An 18,423-nucleotide genomic window follows, 5' to 3' on the forward strand; every position below is an offset into this window, starting at 1 on the left:
ACTCCCTTTCCCAAGGTCTGCCTCGTGCAGGCCTTTTTTTATGCCCTAAATTTAAGGAGCACTTATGAAACCAGTATGTCCACGCTGTCAGTCCACTGCAGTCTATGAGATGACAGATGCTACCAGTCACCCACTGGTGAGTGAAACAGTCTTACCTGCAGTACTCGTCCCTCTCAGTATTGGCTTATGTAAGTCACTCAATATCCACCCTGTCATCGGTGTTGTGCTTGGCAGTGTCTTAGCCACTGCTATTGAGCAGGCAATACCTCATCACACACGACCGATCACTCACAAGCATTATCGCTGTGATCAGTGTTCTCACGTTTATCACGCCGTGAATGAATCACGCTTTTACATCCCCTCAATTTAATAAACAACACAAGGAATATTCTTATGGCACATTTAATCGAAACTATGGCTTACGTCGGTGACACCCCTTGGCATGGCCTAGGGCAAGAGCTATCGCCTAAGCAGCCTATCGAGATCTGGGCACGTGAGGCGGGTATGGATTGGCGTATCGAATCCTCCGATGTCAGCTATATGGCAACCAATGACAAAGGCCAAAACCTGATCATGCCTTTTGACAACAATAAGGTATTGTACCGCTCTGATACGCTTGAGCCATTATCAGTCGTCAGTCAGCGCTATCAAGAAGTACAGCCGAGTGAGATCTTAGAGTTTTACCGTGATCTGACCGAACAAGCAGACTTTGAGCTTGAAACCGCAGGCGTCTTAAAGGGTGGCCGTAAGTTCTGGGCACTCGCGCGTACGGGACAATCAGCAACCCTACGCGGTGGTGATGTCAGTCATGGTTATTTACTACTAGCAACGGCTTGTGACGGCACGCTTGCGACCACCGCACAGTTCACCAATATTCGGGTGGTATGTAATAACACCTTAGCGATCAGTTTGGCTAATGGCAGCGGCGGCGTGGTGAAAGTACCGCACAGCACCACCTTTGATGCGCAGAAGGTCAAGCAGCAATTGGGCGTGTCCGTCAGCCAGTGGGATGACTTTAACTATGAGATGAAGCAATTAACCAATCGACGAGTCACCCAAGCAGAAGCAGCCAATTACTTAAACCGTGTGTTTAACGATGTGCAGGACGATGGCCTGATTCTGTTTAATACCGCTAAGAAGGAGAAAGAAGCAGTGCCTAATGCTCGTGCCATGAATCAGGTAATGACGATGTTTAACGGTCAAGGTCGCGGTGCTGATTTGGCCTCTGCTAAAGATACCGCTTATGGGCTACTATCTGCGATGACAGAATTTGTGGATCATGAACGCCGTGCCATGTCGAGGGATCATCGTTTGGATTCTGCTTGGTTTGGGGCTGGGGCGAAGCTAAAGGATAAAAGCTTAGAGCAAGCGCTATTGATGATCGCCTAAATCAGCGTATGAAACTTAATGATTAAACCACGCCCTTGAGCGTGGTTTTTTTATGCCGTTTATTCAACCAATCACATTCACTAATCCATTTATAAGGAATCTATCATGGAAACTATCGCTTTACACAATACCAATCGCACTCAGCTAAGCGCTAAACGGTCAACTGTTACGGTTAAGCCAACAGCAACACCGCTAAAGCAAGATAGGACTGTTGATAAAACCAATCAATCTAAACCCTCAACCACGACCAAACGTCTGATCAACACCAAAGACTTAAGCCATGAGGACTGGCTGCAAGTACGCAAGCAAGGCATTGGCAGCTCTGACGCCGCTGCTGCTTGCGGTATTCATCCGTATCTCTCTATGCTTGAGCTATGGATGATTAAGACAGGACGCATGAGCTCAGACATCGATGAGAGCATTGAAGGGTACTCGCCTTTGTATTGGGGCAATACTTTAGAGCCAATGGTGGCTAAGTACTATCAAGAACACACAGGCAATAAGGTACGGCGCGTTAATGCCATCTTGCAGCATCCTGATGCTGATAAAGCTTTTATGCTGGCTAACTTAGACTATGCCGTAACAGGTAGTGACGAAGTACAGATACTGGAGTGTAAAACCGCTGGTGAACATGGCGCTAAGCTCTGGAAGCATGGCGTACCTTTATACGTCACTTGCCAAGTGCAACATCAATTAGCAGTGACAGGTAAAACGGCTGCTCATATCTGTGTGCTGCTGTGTGGACACGAGGCTAAGATTTATAAAGTTGAGCGTGACGAGCGCTTGATTGAATCCATCATCGAGCATGAGCGTCTGTTCTGGCAGTATGTAGAAACCGACACGCCACCCACCCCTGATCATTCTGAATCTGCAGCCAAAGCGTTAAAACTGCTGTATCCAAGCCCTAAGCCGTCAAGCAAGATTGATCTGCGAGACGACGACGGGGCCAATAAGTTGTTTGAGCAATTACTGAGCTACCGTAATTCCATGCAAGAAATGGAACAGCGTCATGATCAGGTGAAGCACCAGCTGCAAACGCTGATTGCTGATAACGAGATTGCGGTGTTCTCAAGTGGCGCGATCTCTTGGAAGCGCTCGAAGGACAGTATTGGCTTGGATAACAAGGCAGTACTTAAAGCCCACCCTGAGCTATTGAGTGAGTTTAGTAAAACCAAGCAAGGTAGCAGACGCTTTGTGATCTTAAACGACTAGGTACTTATCTCATTAATTACAAATCAATCCACTTATCAAACAACCAAAATAAGCGCATAACAGCCCACCAGAATCGGTGGGCTTTTTTATGTCTTAACCAATTTATTAAATTTAAGGAATACCACCATGATTAAAGGTCTCACGATAACCCCACCCGTCTTAGGTCGAATCAGCATTGGCCGTGTCATTCAAAAGGATGGCAAGCGTCTCCCTGCGAAAGACGATCAATTCACCATTACCAGCCAAGTGCAAAATAAAGACGGCTGGGTCAATCATCCACTAGACGCCAAGCTGCGTAAGGGTACAACCGATAAGCTCAGACAAATACCAGTACGGATGTTGTTTAACGATCCTGAGCTAAACCTACGTGCTGAATACACCTTATTTGATCGGCAAACAGGCAGACCGTTATGCGTCGGCGATGGTGAGCAGTGTCAACGTCGCACAAGTAACGGCGTTGAGCAACTGCCTTGCCCATCCCCTGATCGTTGCCCATTAGCACAAGGCGGAGCCTGTAAACCTTATGGTCGTCTGTATGTGAATCTATCAGAAGACGATGAGCTGGGTACCTTTATCTTTCGCACTACTGGCTTTAATAGTATTAGAACGCTTGCCGCACGCTTAAGCTACTTTGCGGCGGTATCAGGCAATAAGCTGTCATGCTTGCCACTGCAATTAACTCTAAGAGGTAAAAGTACCACCCAAAGCTATCGCACGCCAATCTACTTTGTGGACTTAACCCTGCGTGAGGGCGTCACGCTTAAGGATGCAGTACAACACGCTGGAGCAATTGATCGTGAGCTGAGTGAGCACGGCTTTGATCAAGCCGCCTTAGAAGCAGTCGCCAAACAAGGGTATGTGAACTCAGCCTTTGAGATCGATAGTGATGAGGCACTTGCCGCTATTGAAGAATTTTACCCAGCCGAGAGTAGTGACACTAATCAACAGCAGCAAGAACACAGGCAAAATGGGCTAGCCACTCATGAGATGAGTAGCATTGAGCAGGGACTACGGCAAAGTGTGACAGCGGTGAGCTAGTCCAGCCACAGCCGTTAATGGATACAACATAAAAAGGAGCTGATTTATTCAGCTCCTTTTTTTTATTAGCTGCATCAAAGGCTAACTGTCGGACGGTATGGGATGCAGTAAAAAAATATAGGTCTCGGTAAGTATATGAGAGGACACGCTCTCATTCACTTATAAGGAGCAAGTCATGGAAAATCTAAATGTAACACAGCCAGTAATCGAGCAGTGCAATCATATACCACAGCTATTAAGTATTAAGGATGTTGGTCATTATACTGGTCTTAGTCGCTCTACAATTTATGAAATGATCAATGAGAAGTCTGATCGTTATGATCCAACGTTCCCTAAGAAGGTACAGCTTACGCAGGTAAGGGTAGTGTGGGTCGCGAGTGAGATTGCAGAATGGATTAATACTAAGATCAGTGAGCGCTCAGTCTAACCATGTCAAACCGCCTTTACTCTAAGAGTAGGGCGGTTTATTTTTTTTATTACCTTGATTGCTGAATTCATAAGTATGCTAAAAAGATTTTAGAAGAAGACATATTTAGAGTATCACCATCATTGCTGACAAATTACTTTGTTTCTTTTAAGCTTAAGGTATCTAGAGCCATCCAAATTACTAAAATAATCGTAAATACCATAACCGTCCATTTTGGCACATACTTATTTAAGCTATGCTGATATTACTGTTCAAGATTGGTTAAAGTAATATGGCAGTTCCTAGTATTAGGAGGTTCAAACGATATACTTTCAAGAGTTTGCTATGATGCCTAATGAGTCTTTTATTTAAAACGGAGTTTAAAATTGAAGAAGTTCGAAAAAATATGTCTATTGGTGATTGATGACATTAAATCTGGTAGAAAAAAGGTTGGAGATAAAATACCTTCAATTCGAGCTATGTCAAAGAAATATCAGGTTTCAAGAAATACTATAGTGAATGCTTATAATATTTTATTAGAACAACGTTGGATCAAGGCGCTTCCTAAGTCAGGGTTTTATGTCAGTGAGGATTTATCCAATAAAGAAACTCATAGCACTATGTTAGATTTAACTAATTTTTACAATGGAGTCGATTTACTAGAACAACAATTAGTCAATGAATATAACCATAGACCTGGTGAAGGAAGATACCCTAGAGAATATATGGATAATTTGAATCTAGATAGTTATTTAGGACATCCAAATTATGGAGAAAAACCATTATATTTTGACTACGGCTATGGTGACCCAGCCGGGAACAGCATGCTTCGAGGATTTATTGTCGAAATACTCAAAAAGCACTCTCTTAGCGTTGAACCACAGAATTTATTAATGACGTATGGAACTAATCACAGTCTGGATTTGATCATTAGGCACTTTCTAACTGAAGGAGATAACGTAATAGTAGAATCTCCTGGATACTACCCTTTATTTAGTAAACTTAAGTTAAATCCAGTTAATGTGATCGCTGTAAAAAGAACTAAGTTCGGTATAGATGTTAATAGTTTAGAGACGATAATTAAAAAGAGTAATCCTAAGGTTTTCTTCTTACAGCCCTTTGCTCACAATCCTACAGGAACAGATTTAACAGTAGAAAATATAAAGTCTATTAAGTCAGTATGTATGGCGAATAATGTCCTTATTGTCGAAGATGACCCGTTTCTGTTGATTAGGAATAATGCAGCCAGCTATCTTTTTGGTGAAGATTCTCCTGTAATTTATTTAAGTAGCTTTTCGAAGACAGTCTCAGCCTCATTAGGATGTGGTTTTATAGTCGCATCTACGAAATTGATAAAGTCACTCACACGCTTAAAAATGATAACGATTATTAATACATCGTCAATAATTGAGAATATTCTTAATCACTTGATAAGTAGCGGTACTTTAAACAATCATTTACAAACCTTCAAAAATCTATCATATGAGAAGTCGACTGACTCGATAAAGGACTTAAGTAAAGTCGAAGGCTTAGAGCTTTATCCTCACAACCCTGGAGGCCATTTCTTATGGTTCCGTATTCCAATGGACGACAGAAAAGTACTTAAGCACGCAAGGAGTAATAGTATTTTTATTGCTCCGGGAAACCTTTTCTTTCCTACAGAAAACGGCTACTTCGCATTAAGAATTAATAAGTTTTATGTAGATCAAACCACTGTTAGATTTCTTGAGAAGGAGGTTTTTAATAGAGAATAAAATTGGTGCTTCGTTACTAGGTTTCTATCAATTAATCTGTGTTTGCATAGGCCTTATATATACAACCCTCCTGACTAAATCAAAGTCAAATATAGCCTTCAGCGATAGTGCAAAGTTGTCTAAGTTTATATCATAAAACTATTCTACTAAGGCAATATTAATAGCTAAAAACTTATTCGATTTTTTTGAAAAAAAACGTAATTCTTATTCTCAATGACGACAGCTAGCTATAGAAATGGGTACAGTTTCAAGTGAAAAAGTAGTTCTGTACCCTAGGAGGAAGACTAAACTCATGGTATTTCTATAGTAACTAGCTGAAGTGGCATTGCCACGAGAAACCTGAAGGTTTAGTTAGCTAGATTTATACTAAGGCATTTTTGGTGCGTATCTAATTTTTTCTAGTACAGAAAGCATATCAAATGCCCATCAAACCCTTCTTCATGGAATTGTTTTACAGGACGTATCCCTATGGAAAATTTAACCTCTTCTTCAAGACTTGCGGGTTTTCACAAGCTGCAACACCAGCAGCGTCTCGACAAAATATCTGATTTTTTAGGAAAAAGCGCATTCAATCAAGAGCATTTTCTAGACACAGGCAATACTAACTTCAAAGTCGTCGACAATATGGTTGAGAATGCAATCGGAACCATGAATATACCTGTGGGCGTTGCCACTAATATGATAGTCGATGGTAAAGATAAGCTTGTTCCTATGGCAACTGAAGAGTCTTCAGTTGTTGCTGCTGTTTGTAATGCTGCTAAACAGTGCCGAAATACTGGAGGTTTTTATACTTATACCTCTGAACCTATAATGATCGGCCAGATTCAATTGATTAATGTTCTTAATCCCATGATCACTAAACAAATCATACTTGAGAATGAGGAGGATATTAAAAGCATATGCAACGAAGTAGATCCTCTGTTAGTTAAGTTAGGCGGCGGATTCAGGGGCATGGAGGTAAAAGTTTTAGATAATGGCCATGAGTATAATGTCATCGTCCATATTCTTGTAAATACTTGCGATGCTATGGGTGCAAATGCGGTGAACTCTATGGTTGAAGCATTATCGCCAGTGTTAGAGAACCTGACAGGTACCAAAGCGAATATGAGGATTTTATCCAACCTTGCAGATAAACGGTTATCTATGGCAAGAGCCACTTGGAATACCGATGAAATAGGAGGGGAGGAAGTTAGAGACGCCATGTTGTCAGCATATAGATTTGCGGATTCAGATCCATATCGAGCAGCTACGCATAACAAAGGCATCATGAATGGCATATCAGCTGTTATCTTAGCTACAGGCAATGATACACGTGCGATAGAAGCAGGTGCTCATGCTTACGCTTGCAGAACTGGTCAATATCGTAGTTTATCTAGTTGGAGTGTCGATAAAGACGGTAATTTATGCGGCAGTTTAGAGCTGCCCATGGCGGTAGGTTTGATTGGTGGTGCTACCAAAGTACACCCAACGGCTCAGCAGAACTTGGAGATTCTTAGTATTGAGTCTGCAGATGAACTGGCTAGAATTACCTGTGCTGTTGGACTTGCCCAAAATTTTGCTGCAATGAAAGCATTAGTAACCACAGGTATTCAAAAAGGTCACATGTCACTACATGCAAAAAACATAGTCGCGATGGCTGGAGCTACTACGGATGAAATCGATAAAGTAACTGAATTACTAATCCAGGGCGGTAAGATACGTATAGACGTGGCTGAGGAAATATTAGCAAGCTTACGCAATACCAGTATGTAGAAAACTAAGAAGAGTTCAGTCTAGACTTAAGTACGAAGCTAAATGCTTACTTCTAGACAGTCGCTCTAAACTGTATATGGTGAAAAGGATGAACATGAATATGGAAAGTTCAGGGAGCAACTTGGTAGAAGTATGGGGTGATACGGTTAATTTTAGGTCAATGCTATTCGCTATAGTGATAGGTAGCGTAGTGAGTACAGGCACTTTTTTATTAGCCAAATTTTATATGTCTTCGCTATCTGGAGATCCAACTCTTCTAAATGGTTATGCGATGCTAATTGGTTTAGGAGGCTGCTTGCTATCAGGCTTTATTTGCTCAGTTATGTTTAAACCTGCGAGAACAGTAATAGCAAGTAGTGAGGATAACAGCGAAAATATCCAAGAGTTTATTGTTGAGCTAATAAGAGACGATCCTAATTACACTAGTGTAAACGACCTACCTTCTGAGGTTAAAGAAGAGCTGGATTTATTAAAACTGATGCCGGTGTTTCAGGAAGCTGAAGCAATTGTGAAGAAACAATCATGATGAATAAATGATTTTATTTCTGATGAGCACTTACGTCAGAGTAGTTTAGTAATTAGCTAAAGATAGAGTTCAAACATATTTATATTTCTTACTAATAACTGATACAGACTTCAAGGAAGAAGGTAATGTTACATGAAATTTTGATTCAGTTTTGGCCGGCTCTTATGTACGGCTTAGCTGGAGCTATTGTTTTTTCGTTAATTGGCATGGTCTCTGGAACAGACGAAACAGCAACAATGGTACCGCTTACCTTAATGGTGATAATAATTGGTGCGCCACCAGCAGCGGTTTTTACCTTTTGGATGGCAGGGGCTGTTTCTAAACATATGACTCATGCAATACCAACAGCGCTCTTAGGTATCCCTGGAGACACAATGGCGACTCCAATGTTGGAAGAAGCCGATCTCTTAAGAAAGTTAGGCATACCACATATTGCCCTCAAAAAAATGATTTCGAGCTCGATAATATCTGCTTTTATTGCTGTTGTTGCAGCCGTTGGTTTTGCATTAATTCTAGCTCCGTTTGGCGATATTATTACTAAATTTGCGCCATGGATATTTTTAATAGCAGCTATATTAATTGCTTATTTCTCTAAAGGTAAATGGGCTTCAGTACTTATACTAATCCCCTTTGTGACTTTTATCCTGGCTCTGAAGGCTTTTACAGGACAATATGATACTAAACTTGGTGTCACCTACTTTTTAGCCATTGCTATTGGTCCTTTAATAGCTGATTTATTTACAGTTATGAGTCCTATAGGAAGAAAAGCGCAATCTAGAGAAAAGGAAAATGAGATTCAAATAGCACCTGATTTGAAGTTATGGCAGGGCTATTTTCCTAATCCGTTCAAAATTTTGGATAGGACGCAGATTAAATTTACAGTGATAACTTCACTGATATCTAGTGCTACTTTCGTATTTAGTCCTGTAGCTATGACTGTTATATTGGGAGAGTTCGTAGGGTCGCGTATTAAAAATACATATCATCGACTGACTACCGTGCTTTCTTCTAAGAATGGTGTTACTGAGTCTACTTATATTGCAGAAGCGCTAATTCCATTAATTGCTTTTGGTTTACCGCTTAGTCCAGTTGCTGCTGGTCCAGCAGCCCCTTTATTCAATGCGCCTCCTGTTTTTAATGTTGAGACTGCAGAGATGGCTGGTAATAACCTGCATCACTTACTTAGCCCTATGGATTTTCTTTTCTATGGAATACTGTCTGTAATACTTGCCGCTATGATTGCCTACCCTTTTTCCATGAACTACGCTAGAAATGCAGCTCTATTTGTAGTTAAAAAAATTAGCCATGAAGCGATTATCGCTACCTTCATCGGTCTGATTCTAGTAATCAGTATATGGGAAGGAGGGTTAGTAGGGGTGTTTACAGTTATATCACTTGGGTTGTTAGGTGGGCTTTTATCAAAACACTTTTCCTTTAATACTGGGTGTCAATTCATGGGTTACTACGTTGCTATTTTATCTATCCCTGCCATTCTTTAATGCTTCGATCTTGTATAGACATATTCAGCTAAGCCGCAATCAAAGTATTTAAAAGCTAATGTTTTTCGTAGTTAGTCAAATACTTTTGAGCTTTTACAGAGCTATGCTCAAACATTGTAGAGTAAGACTTAATGATCTAATTGTCTGGACACTTAGATTGGTTTCATTAAGCAGTAGAGAAATCAATAAAATTAAATGACAAGGAAGAACTTAACTTTCAAAGGGAGAATGCATTTGTTAGCTTTACTGGGATTTTTGACAATTTTTGTATTTTTGGGTCTGATACTGACTAAGAAAGTATCCGTGATCGTTTCACTAATTCTAGTTCCTGTCGTTTTCGCTCTAATAGGTGGATTCGGTAGTGAGTTAGGAACCTTTATGTTGGACGGCATCGTTAGTGTTGCCCCTACGGGAATCATGTTAGGGTTTGCTATTTTATTTTTTGGAGTGATGAACAATGCGGGTTTGTTTGATCCATTAATTTCGAAAATCTTAAAACTGGTTAAAGGTGATCCGATAAAAATTACAATAGGAACTGTCGTTATTGCGATGGTTGCTCACTTAGACGGATCTGGAGCTTCTACTTTTTTGATCACCATTCCTGCGCTGCTGCCGTTATACGATAAGTTAGGGATGAACCGGATTATTCTAGCCGGTATGGTCGCTCTCGGTGCTGGCACAATGAATTTAACTCCTTGGGGAGGTCCAACAGCACGGGCCGCAGCTGCGCTAGACGTCAGCACTGCTCAATTATTTAATCCTCTAATTCCTGCTTTTGTAGCTGGAGTAGTTTGGATTATTTTCGTGGCATATCTAGTCGGAAAAAAAGAGCGTAAACGCTTGGGTGTTCAGGATATGGAGCATAGTTTGCATGACGAGTTGACTGAAGAAGAACGCAGTATGCGCCGTCCGAAACTTTTCTGGTTCAATTTGGTTTTAACCATCTTGACTATAGTAGCACTGGTTCAAGTCTGGCTCCCTCTACCAGTAGTCTTTATGGTAGCTTTTGCAGTCGCTGTCCTAATAAATTACCCTAAACCAAATGATCAAATGGATCAAATAAGAGCACAATCCGTTGGCATGATTACAGTAGTTTCCATTATTTTTGCTGCTGGTATTTTCACCGGTATTCTTTCAGGTACAGGTATGATCACTGCTATGGCTACTTCGTTAGTCAATATCATTCCAGATACTGTAGGCGGTTCTATGGGAGTTATTGTAGCCACAATAAGTATGCCATTGAGTTTGATTTTCACTCCAGATGCTTATTATTTTGGGGTCATGCCAATTCTTGCAGAGACTGCTAGTGCATACGGACTTGATCCAATACAAATCGGTCAAGCTTCTATGCTGGGGCAGATGACTACTGGATTTCCATTGAGCCCTCTGACAGCATCAACATTCTTATTAATTGGTTTGGCAGGGGTAGAACTTGCTGATCATCAAAAATTCGTATTCAAATGGGCATTTGGTACCACAATTGTTATGACTATCGTGGCAGTTATCACAGGTGTCATTATATAAATAGTACTACATGGAGGTTAGATTATGAAATCAATCAGAATAGGGTCTGGGGCTGGTTATTCAGATGACAGGCTACAACCAGCGCTTGATATCATTCAATATGGGGAAGTCGATTATATTGTTTTTGAATGCCTTGCAGAACGAACGATTGCCATTGCACAGCAGCGAAAAATGAAAAATATAAAAGAGGGTTATGATAGTCTTCTTGAGTATCGAATGGAGCAAGTTTTACCTCTTTGTGTAGAAAAAAATGTGAAGATAGTAACGAATATGGGTGCTGCAAATCCAGAAGCAGCTGCTGAACGGGTAAAACAAATTGCCCAAAAGCAAGGTCTGCATAACCTAAAAATCGCGGCGGTAACTGGAGATGATGTTTTATCAAGAATAGATCGATATCAAGATCAAAAACTGTTAGAAAATAATAAGCATATTAAAGAGCTAGGATCGGCAATCGTTTCTGCTAACGCTTATATTGGAGCAAGAGGTATTGTGGAAGCACTTGAAGCAGGTGCGGACATAATTATTACTGGTCGAGCAGCTGATCCTTCCTTATTCCTTGCACCCATGATTTATGAATTTGGCTGGTCTTTTGCAGATACTGAACTTCTAGGTAAAGGAACGATAGGAGGTCATCTAATGGAGTGTGGCGCTCAAATCACTGGAGGCTATTTTGCAGACCCTGGATATAAAGAGGTGCCTGAGCTTTGGAACGTAGGCTTTCCAATCATGGAAGTAGATGAAAAAGGTGATTATTATATTACGAAACTGAATGACTCTGGTGGTGTGGTTTCTCTAGCAACGGTAAAAGAACAGCTACTTTATGAAATTCATGATCCGGCTAATTACCTAACACCAGATGTCATTGCGGATTTTTCTAATGTTCAAGTCGAGGAAGTAGAAGACAATGTTGTTAAAGTGTTTGGCGGCTCCGGTAAAAAAAAGACGGGCTTGCTAAAAACCAGTATAGGATATAAAGAGGGGTACATTGCTGAGGCAGAAATCAGCTATGGCGGTTCAGGTTCCGTTAAAAGAGCAAGGTTAGCAAAAGAAATCATCCAGAAAAGACTGGCCGCCGAAAATATTGAACCCGTTGAGATTCGTTATGACTTTATCGGACTTAATTCTTTATATGGAAATGACATCCCCAATACGCAGGAAATGCTGGAGGTGAGACTCCGTGTTGCTGCAAGAGCTGAAGATGATGTAATTGCTAAGGCTATTGTTCGAGAAGTGGAGTCTCTTTATACCAATGGCCCAGCAGGTGGTGGCGGAATCCGCTCAAATATTAAAGAGATCGTTTCAATAGGTTCAATTTTGATTCCAGAAGCAGACACGGATATTAAAATCTCATATCGTGAGGTAAAATAAATGAAATTACGTGAAATAGCACATTCCCGTACGGGCGATAAAGGGAATATATCAAATATTTCTCTTATAGCATTTAAAGATGAAGACTATGAATTAATTAAAGAAAGAGTTACTGAGGAAGTAGTGAAAGAATGGTTCAAAGACATCGTACAAGGTGAAGTCACCCGTTATGAGCTGCCGAATCTTAGTGCATTCAATTTTGTTATGACTGGCGCATTAGGGGGAGGGGTTACAAAATCCTTAGCACAGGATATGCACGGAAAAAGTCTAAGCTCCAAATTACTAGATTTAGACATATAAACAAATAAGAGTTCAAACAGCATTATAGTAAGCGGCAAAGCTTGACCATGTAAACCCTTATATCATCATGATCCAACGTTCCCTAAGAAGGTACAGCTTACGCAGGTAAGGGTAGTGTGGGTCGCGAGTGAGATTGCAGAATGGATTAATACTAAGATAAGTGAGCGCTCAGTCTAATCCTGTCAAACCGTCTTAACATCAATGTTTAGGGCGGTTTATTTTAGATTTTTCGTTTTTTAGGTTAGAAAGATCATCTTTAATGAGCCTTATGGGGCTTTCTCCTACTTAAACTTATATAAGTTAGTCGTAGTTATCATGACTCACTTATATAAGTTTTTTTTATTGAGCAGGTTTATTTTGAGTGAATTACAGGTAGAGCTAACAGAAAATAAACTGAGATTTTTTAAAATATACTCCTTTATTCGTATAATAAGCAAATATTTGTAGACTTTGTTTCTAAAATGAACTATTGTTTTTATAAGAAATAAAAAGTAATAAATTATCTGTATCCCAAATACTGCCTAAAGGGGTGGTAGTTGTTTAGTACATTAATAAATCATAGTGCTAAGGAAAGTACTCGACTAATGCACATAAATATTAAGGGTGAAGAAGATGTCAGAAAACTCCAAAAAAAACGCAATTCTAGAGCTAGAAACACGTATTAAAGAATTGGCAGGAATAGTGGGGGAGCAAGAGTTTACTACGGTGCTCCCACCAAATATTGCAGCAACCATTGCAGATCGTATGGACCTAGAGTTCAGTCCCGTAGCTAACTATGAGAAAGGTGGGACTTATACTAAAGAAGGACCACCAGATTCATACACAAAAGGTGGCACCTATACCAAGAGTGATTTTACTAAGGAGACAGGTGATCTTGAGGGTCTTAAGGATAGTGGTTTACCTGGTCGTGACCTTATCATTCAACCTGGTGAGATTGAAGGCCTTGATACACCTCTTAAGGTATCATCTGTTTTACGGCACCCTGAAGTTCGAGAACGTTTAAGAAATGTGATTGAAGCTGAAGTGAAAGGGTTTAAGAAGTGAAGCCATGGTAACAGTAGACTTTGTAGCGGCTCCCTCTGATATAGATAGGAAGGAGCTATCACAGGTGGCTTTGTCATCTGTATTACTATTGGGCCGCGAACTTATCGATGTCTTCAATGTTTTGAGCAATGCTGAAACAATTATACTTAGCTCTGGTGATTCCCAAGATCAGAACGGATGCTATACCCGCATATATTTGATGAAATTGGAAACGCGTGAAGCTGTGGCTGCTGTGTTATTTATAACTTTTTTTTCTAGGCGCACAATAGCATCCAATGAGGCGGATATTCGTATTGAGTCACTAAAGACAGCTTTAATGAATCTCTCGTTGAACTACCGAGAATGGGTAATAATGAGAGTACGCTATATTTTGGTTGATCTTGATGATACTAAAACCTTGAATAGCGGCTCATCATCGCAGTCACCGGACACCATTAGAATTTCTGGAAACCCTGCTTCACATTGTATTGCCGAGATGGTCATACATGAGGCAAGCCATTTACACTATGTCACAACTGTTCAAAGTGATGCTGTCACGCAAAAGGATGCGCCAGAGGTTTATTCTATATTTATGCGGCGAGATCGTCCGCTCGAACGGGTTGTCTTCGCTTATCATGCCGCATGCAATATTGCGTGTATGATAGGGCAGTCTCCAAAACATAACCATGAAGTAAGGGCGTTGCAAGACACACTTGCATTGGGTCAAACTATTGCAGAAAACCAACATTTTCTGACGTCTTATGGACGTAAATTAATTGAGGCTTTGCCATGAGAGACACAGTCGAGATGCCAACTACATTTGTGGTTAAATTGACACAGATTTGCAATATAAATTGTTCTTACTGCTATGTGTATAATCATCAAAGTGATGCTCATGCGCATTTGCCAAGGTTCTTATTGGAAGATGACGTACACCGTCTTGGACGTGATATTGCGGCGACCAGTCATATCCATTCTGATGTGACTCGAAAAATTGTATTTCATGGCGGCGAGCCACTTGTTGCAGGACGAAAGAGGTTGCAGGATTACGTTAACATTATGCGAAGTTATGTGCCTGACATTACATTTTCACTGCAGACTAATGGAATCCTACTTAGTACTGACTGGGTGAAGTTTTTGAAAGACAACGCAATATCACTCTCAATCAGTATTGATGGAGCAAAAGCTGAACATGATCGATTCCGTGTTGATAAACGTGGACGAGGCACTTTTGATAGGGTTCGTAAAAGTATTGATTTGTTGCATGAAACTGACATGCCCTTTGGTCTCTTATGTGTGATTAACCCTTATGCTAATGGAGCAGACACCTATCGTGCACTTAAATTACTCGCACCACATAATTTTAGTTTCTTGATCCCAGATGTGTCACGTGATACACGTGACAGCTATTACCCTGATTTACCAGCATTAGCAGTTGGACGTTTTTTGCAAGAAGCATTTGATCTTTGGCTTGCTGAACCAGAAAGAATTAGGGTTGGACTGTTTTCTGATATGGTGGCGTCAGTTTTGGGGTGGCGGGGACGTACAGACGCTTTTGGTAGCGAAAACCTTGCTTACCTCATTTATGAAACAAATGGCGAGTATGAATTGTTAGATGTTCTAAAAGTTTGTAACAACAGTATGACAGAAACTTCAGAGTCTATAGACTTACTCAGCCTTTCTGGAAATGCACAGATTCGTACGATTATAGACTCTCAACGTACAATTCCTACAGGATGTAAATCTTGCAGACATGCTGAGGTTTGCCGTGGTGGGTATTTACCGCATAGATGGGATCAACAGCGTGGGTTCGACAACCCCTCGGTATGGTGTGATGACCTCATGTACATTTGGGATCATGTTACGCGATGTGTCTCTAATGCAGCTCGCCAAGTCGGCAATATTGATCCAGGAGTACTAGATGACATGCTCATACCTGTTTATGAATTAAATTAAATCTTAATAAAGCTTCAATTTATATCACCTTCCAAGAATTAATAAATATAGTATAAGTAATAGGTTTTTCAAAAATTTTTGTATATAAGTTGGGAATTGCATATCTAGATTTAATTCCTGAGCATTATTAAGTTATAGACTTCACTGAGCTATGCTAAAGAAACCGTAGAGATAAACTTGGTAAACTAAGCGAATTAATCGGAGTTTATCATGACTAAGAAAATAAGAACCTACAGTGCAGAATTTAAAGCCGAAGCCTTAGAATGTTTTGTAAAACTATCGGATATTAGATCAAAGATAAGCTACTACCGATACGGAGCGTCAATACAGCCACTCTCAAATCGATTGTTGATGAATAATAAGAAGTACCGTGAACGATGGTCTGCAGCGTGATACAGGTACAAAGAAGTATTTGATTTATTATCTAAATAATAAATTATTCAATCATTCATACAAAAATATACTACCCATCCTAAAATCCTTACGACAACCGTCGTCGTCTATAGTTTTTTGTCCCTTGAAATTTAGATCGTCTTATCTCTACAATCAAAGCCATCCTATCCAAACACTTTAATATGAGTGCTTGGATGTCATTCTGTTTTTATGCCGTCCACTTAAAGAGTCTGCCATGTATGCGCTCATCGACTGCAACAGCTTTTATGCCAACTGTGAGAAGCTCTTTCGTCCTGACTTGAAGGATAAGCCAGTAGTCGTGCTGTCCAACAACGATGGCTGCGTCGTCGCTCGATCAAGTGAGGCAAAGCTATTAGGTATTAAGATGGGTGTGCCGTACTTTCAAGTTAAAGACTTCTGTGAGCAGAACGACGTCACTGTGTTTAGCTCCAACTATACCCTTTATGCCGATATCTCCCAGCGTGTCATGACCACCTTAGAGACCCTCTGTCCAACGGTTGAAGTCTATTCCATTGATGAAGCCTTTTTATACCTAGCTGATTATCCTGTTGCCATGCAAGATCTCAGTGCTTACGGACATAAGCTTAAAGCCATTGTCGAGATGCACACGGGTATTCCAGTGGGTGTCGGTATCGGTACTACCAAGACCATGGCAAAACTTGCCAATCATGCAGCTAAGACATATCCCGCCACCAAAGGCGTCTGTGTGTTAGACCATATCAGATGGATACGCCGCATCATGCAGATAACCGATGTCGGTGAGCTATGGGGCGTAGGGCGTCGTTATAAAGTTAGGCTTAATGAAATGGGCATTCATACCGTCTACCAGTTAGCCATCTGTGAGCCTGCCAAAATCCGTCAACACTTTGGGGTGGTACTAGAGCGCACCTGCTTAGAGTTAAACGGTCAGTCATGTCTGGGTATTGAGAGCATAGCGCCTAAAAAGCAAATCATCTCCTCGCGTTCTTTCTCCGAGCGCATCACCGACCAGCAAGCCCTTAGCGAGTCAATCTGTGCTCATGTGGCAAAAGCGGCCAGTAAGCTACGACAGCAAGACAGCCTCTGTGCTTATATCACGGTCTTTGCTAAGAACAGCCCCTTTAGTAAAAATGAGCCCTATGTCTTTATCTCTGGTGACTATCACTTCATCACGCCTACCGCAGACACCAGAGTGATGGTCACCGCTGCTAGACAAGTCTTAAAGGTGATCTATAAAGAAGAGGTACGCTACGCGAAAGCGGGTGTGATGCTGCTTGGCATTTGTCAGCATGATGAGGTGCAGCTTGATTTGTTTGCAGAAGATCAGAGCAAAGACAACAGTGAGAATGAAAGTACAAAGAAAAGTGCTGACAAAAGAGGTGAAGTCACTGCCATCATGGATGAGCTCAATAAAAAGTACGGACAGAACAGTCATCAGCAAGCAGCAGTGTTTATCGCCAGTGAAGGCATTAAAGATAAGCAGTCATGGCAGATGAACCGAGACATGCTATCACCATGCTATACCACCAATATCAATCAATTGCCTAAGGTGCATTAGATGACCGTCAAAATAATCGGTAAGCTCACCAATGAAGGTGAAACGGTATTGCTGTCTTTATACAGCGATAAAGTAAAAGCGGGCTTTCCAGGCCCAGCCACTGACTATGTACAAAACCGTATTGATCTGAACACGCTACTCATACGCCACCCCGCATCGACGTATCTGGTCGAGGTGGAAGGGGACAGTATGGTCAATATCGGTATCTACCCCAATGACATCTTAATCGTTGATCGCTCACTGACAGCTTGTCATAAAGACATTGTGATTGCGCTAATAGATGATGGCTTTACTGCTAAGCAATTGATACTGGGTAAGAACATCATACTGCGAGCGCACAATGAGAATTATGCCGATATCGTGGTTAAAGGATCGGTTGAGCTGTTCGGTGTGGTGTCGAGTAGCATTAGACGGTTTAAGCGATGAGGGTAGGATAATAAGCGAAGTCAGATTTATAGCAGATAACACGTTAGCAGTAACGAGTATTATTAATGTCAATCAAGGGAGCAAAGCAATGACTGATAAAATAGAGCAAAGTGAGTCTAGTGATTTGGTACAAGGATGGATAGATAGGTCAGCACTGAACGCCATACAAATGAGCGAGGATGAGAACTACCGTCAGCTGGTGTCTGCAAGAGCAACAAATTGGGGTAAAGATATTCAAGCGAAGTCAGATCAGCGGATCAGACAGTCACAAGCGCCACATTTAGAGATATAGCTAGAAG

The 18,423-nt window shown here is 41.0% G+C and carries 18 protein-coding genes and 2 pseudogenes; all 20 read left to right on the forward strand.

From position 1 onward, the window contains the following. The first annotated feature begins 64 nt into the window (after window positions 1–64). Window positions 65–370, forward strand: a complete 306-nt coding sequence (locus JMX18_RS01700; RefSeq protein WP_201583100.1) for a hypothetical protein — start codon at window positions 65–67, stop codon at window positions 368–370. 23 nt (window positions 371–393) lie between these two features. Then, window positions 394–1,389: a DUF932 domain-containing protein gene (locus tag JMX18_RS01705; RefSeq protein ID WP_201583101.1), complete on the forward strand. Its 996-nt coding sequence runs from the start codon at window positions 394–396 to the stop codon at window positions 1,387–1,389. Between the two features lie 105 nt (window positions 1,390–1,494). Continuing rightward, window positions 1,495–2,601, forward strand: a complete 1,107-nt coding sequence (locus JMX18_RS01710; protein WP_201583102.1) for a YqaJ viral recombinase family nuclease — start codon at window positions 1,495–1,497, stop codon at window positions 2,599–2,601. A gap of 126 nt (window positions 2,602–2,727) precedes the next feature. Beyond that, complete coding sequence (locus tag JMX18_RS01715; protein ID WP_201583103.1) at window positions 2,728–3,639, forward strand: recombination directionality factor; 912 nt, start codon at window positions 2,728–2,730, stop codon at window positions 3,637–3,639. Between the two features lie 175 nt (window positions 3,640–3,814). Beyond that, a complete protein-coding gene (locus JMX18_RS01720; protein ID WP_201583109.1) occupies window positions 3,815–4,066 on the forward strand; it encodes a helix-turn-helix transcriptional regulator in 252 nt (83 codons plus the stop codon). A gap of 365 nt (window positions 4,067–4,431) precedes the next feature. Continuing rightward, a complete protein-coding gene (locus JMX18_RS01725; protein WP_201583110.1) occupies window positions 4,432–5,799 on the forward strand; it encodes an aminotransferase-like domain-containing protein in 1,368 nt (455 codons plus the stop codon). Between the two features lie 468 nt (window positions 5,800–6,267). Then, window positions 6,268–7,551 (forward strand): hydroxymethylglutaryl-CoA reductase, degradative, encoded by a 1,284-nt coding sequence (locus JMX18_RS01730; RefSeq protein ID WP_201583111.1) that lies wholly within the window; start codon window positions 6,268–6,270, stop codon window positions 7,549–7,551. 94 nt (window positions 7,552–7,645) lie between these two features. Then, window positions 7,646–8,077: a hypothetical protein gene (locus tag JMX18_RS01735; RefSeq protein WP_201583112.1), complete on the forward strand. Its 432-nt coding sequence runs from the start codon at window positions 7,646–7,648 to the stop codon at window positions 8,075–8,077. A gap of 125 nt (window positions 8,078–8,202) precedes the next feature. Further along, complete coding sequence (locus JMX18_RS01740) at window positions 8,203–9,576, forward strand: tripartite tricarboxylate transporter permease (protein WP_201583121.1); 1,374 nt, start codon at window positions 8,203–8,205, stop codon at window positions 9,574–9,576. A gap of 234 nt (window positions 9,577–9,810) precedes the next feature. After that, the gene (locus JMX18_RS01745; RefSeq protein ID WP_201583123.1) at window positions 9,811–11,100 is read left to right on the forward strand and encodes a CitMHS family transporter; all 1,290 of its coding nucleotides are present in this window, start codon (window positions 9,811–9,813) and stop codon (window positions 11,098–11,100) included. Between the two features lie 24 nt (window positions 11,101–11,124). After that, window positions 11,125–12,468 carry an acyclic terpene utilization AtuA family protein gene (locus tag JMX18_RS01750; protein WP_201583125.1) on the forward strand — a complete coding sequence of 448 codons (1,344 nt, stop codon included), beginning with the start codon at window positions 11,125–11,127 and terminating at the stop codon, window positions 12,466–12,468. Further along, window positions 12,469–12,768 carry an AtuA-related protein gene (locus tag JMX18_RS01755; RefSeq protein WP_201583127.1) on the forward strand — a complete coding sequence of 100 codons (300 nt, stop codon included), beginning with the start codon at window positions 12,469–12,471 and terminating at the stop codon, window positions 12,766–12,768. A 78-nt stretch (window positions 12,769–12,846) separates the two neighbouring features. Continuing rightward, window positions 12,847–12,945 (forward strand): annotated as a pseudogene (locus JMX18_RS01760) (AlpA family phage regulatory protein); the annotation flags it as partial. Window positions 12,946–13,380: 435 nt separating this feature from the next. After that, window positions 13,381–13,812 (forward strand): hypothetical protein, encoded by a 432-nt coding sequence (locus tag JMX18_RS01765; protein ID WP_201583129.1) that lies wholly within the window; start codon window positions 13,381–13,383, stop codon window positions 13,810–13,812. Window positions 13,813–13,816: 4 nt separating this feature from the next. After that, entirely contained in the window at window positions 13,817–14,584 is a 768-nt protein-coding gene (locus tag JMX18_RS01770) for an HEXXH motif-containing putative peptide modification protein (protein ID WP_201583131.1), read from the forward strand. Next, on the forward strand, window positions 14,581–15,747 hold the full coding sequence (locus JMX18_RS01775) for a radical SAM protein (protein WP_201583135.1): 1,167 nt from the start codon (window positions 14,581–14,583) through the stop codon (window positions 15,745–15,747). Before JMX18_RS01770 ends, JMX18_RS01775 begins: the two co-directional genes overlap by 4 nt. A gap of 210 nt (window positions 15,748–15,957) precedes the next feature. Then, a pseudogene (locus JMX18_RS13305) lies at window positions 15,958–16,089 on the forward strand (IS3-like element ISPar1 family transposase); the annotation flags it as partial. Between the two features lie 286 nt (window positions 16,090–16,375). After that, on the forward strand, window positions 16,376–17,698 hold the full coding sequence (gene umuC, locus JMX18_RS01780; RefSeq protein ID WP_201583141.1) for a translesion error-prone DNA polymerase V subunit UmuC: 1,323 nt from the start codon (window positions 16,376–16,378) through the stop codon (window positions 17,696–17,698). After that, window positions 17,699–18,124 (forward strand): translesion error-prone DNA polymerase V autoproteolytic subunit, encoded by a 426-nt coding sequence (umuD, locus tag JMX18_RS01785; RefSeq protein ID WP_201583142.1) that lies wholly within the window; start codon window positions 17,699–17,701, stop codon window positions 18,122–18,124. 88 nt (window positions 18,125–18,212) lie between these two features. Continuing rightward, window positions 18,213–18,416: a hypothetical protein gene (locus JMX18_RS01790; protein WP_201583143.1), complete on the forward strand. Its 204-nt coding sequence runs from the start codon at window positions 18,213–18,215 to the stop codon at window positions 18,414–18,416. The last annotated feature ends 7 nt before the right edge of the window (window positions 18,417–18,423 follow it).

Origin of the sequence: Psychrobacter jeotgali (assembly GCF_904846315.1) — a bacterium.
In the GTDB taxonomy this organism is placed as follows: domain Bacteria; phylum Pseudomonadota; class Gammaproteobacteria; order Pseudomonadales; family Moraxellaceae; genus Psychrobacter; species Psychrobacter jeotgali.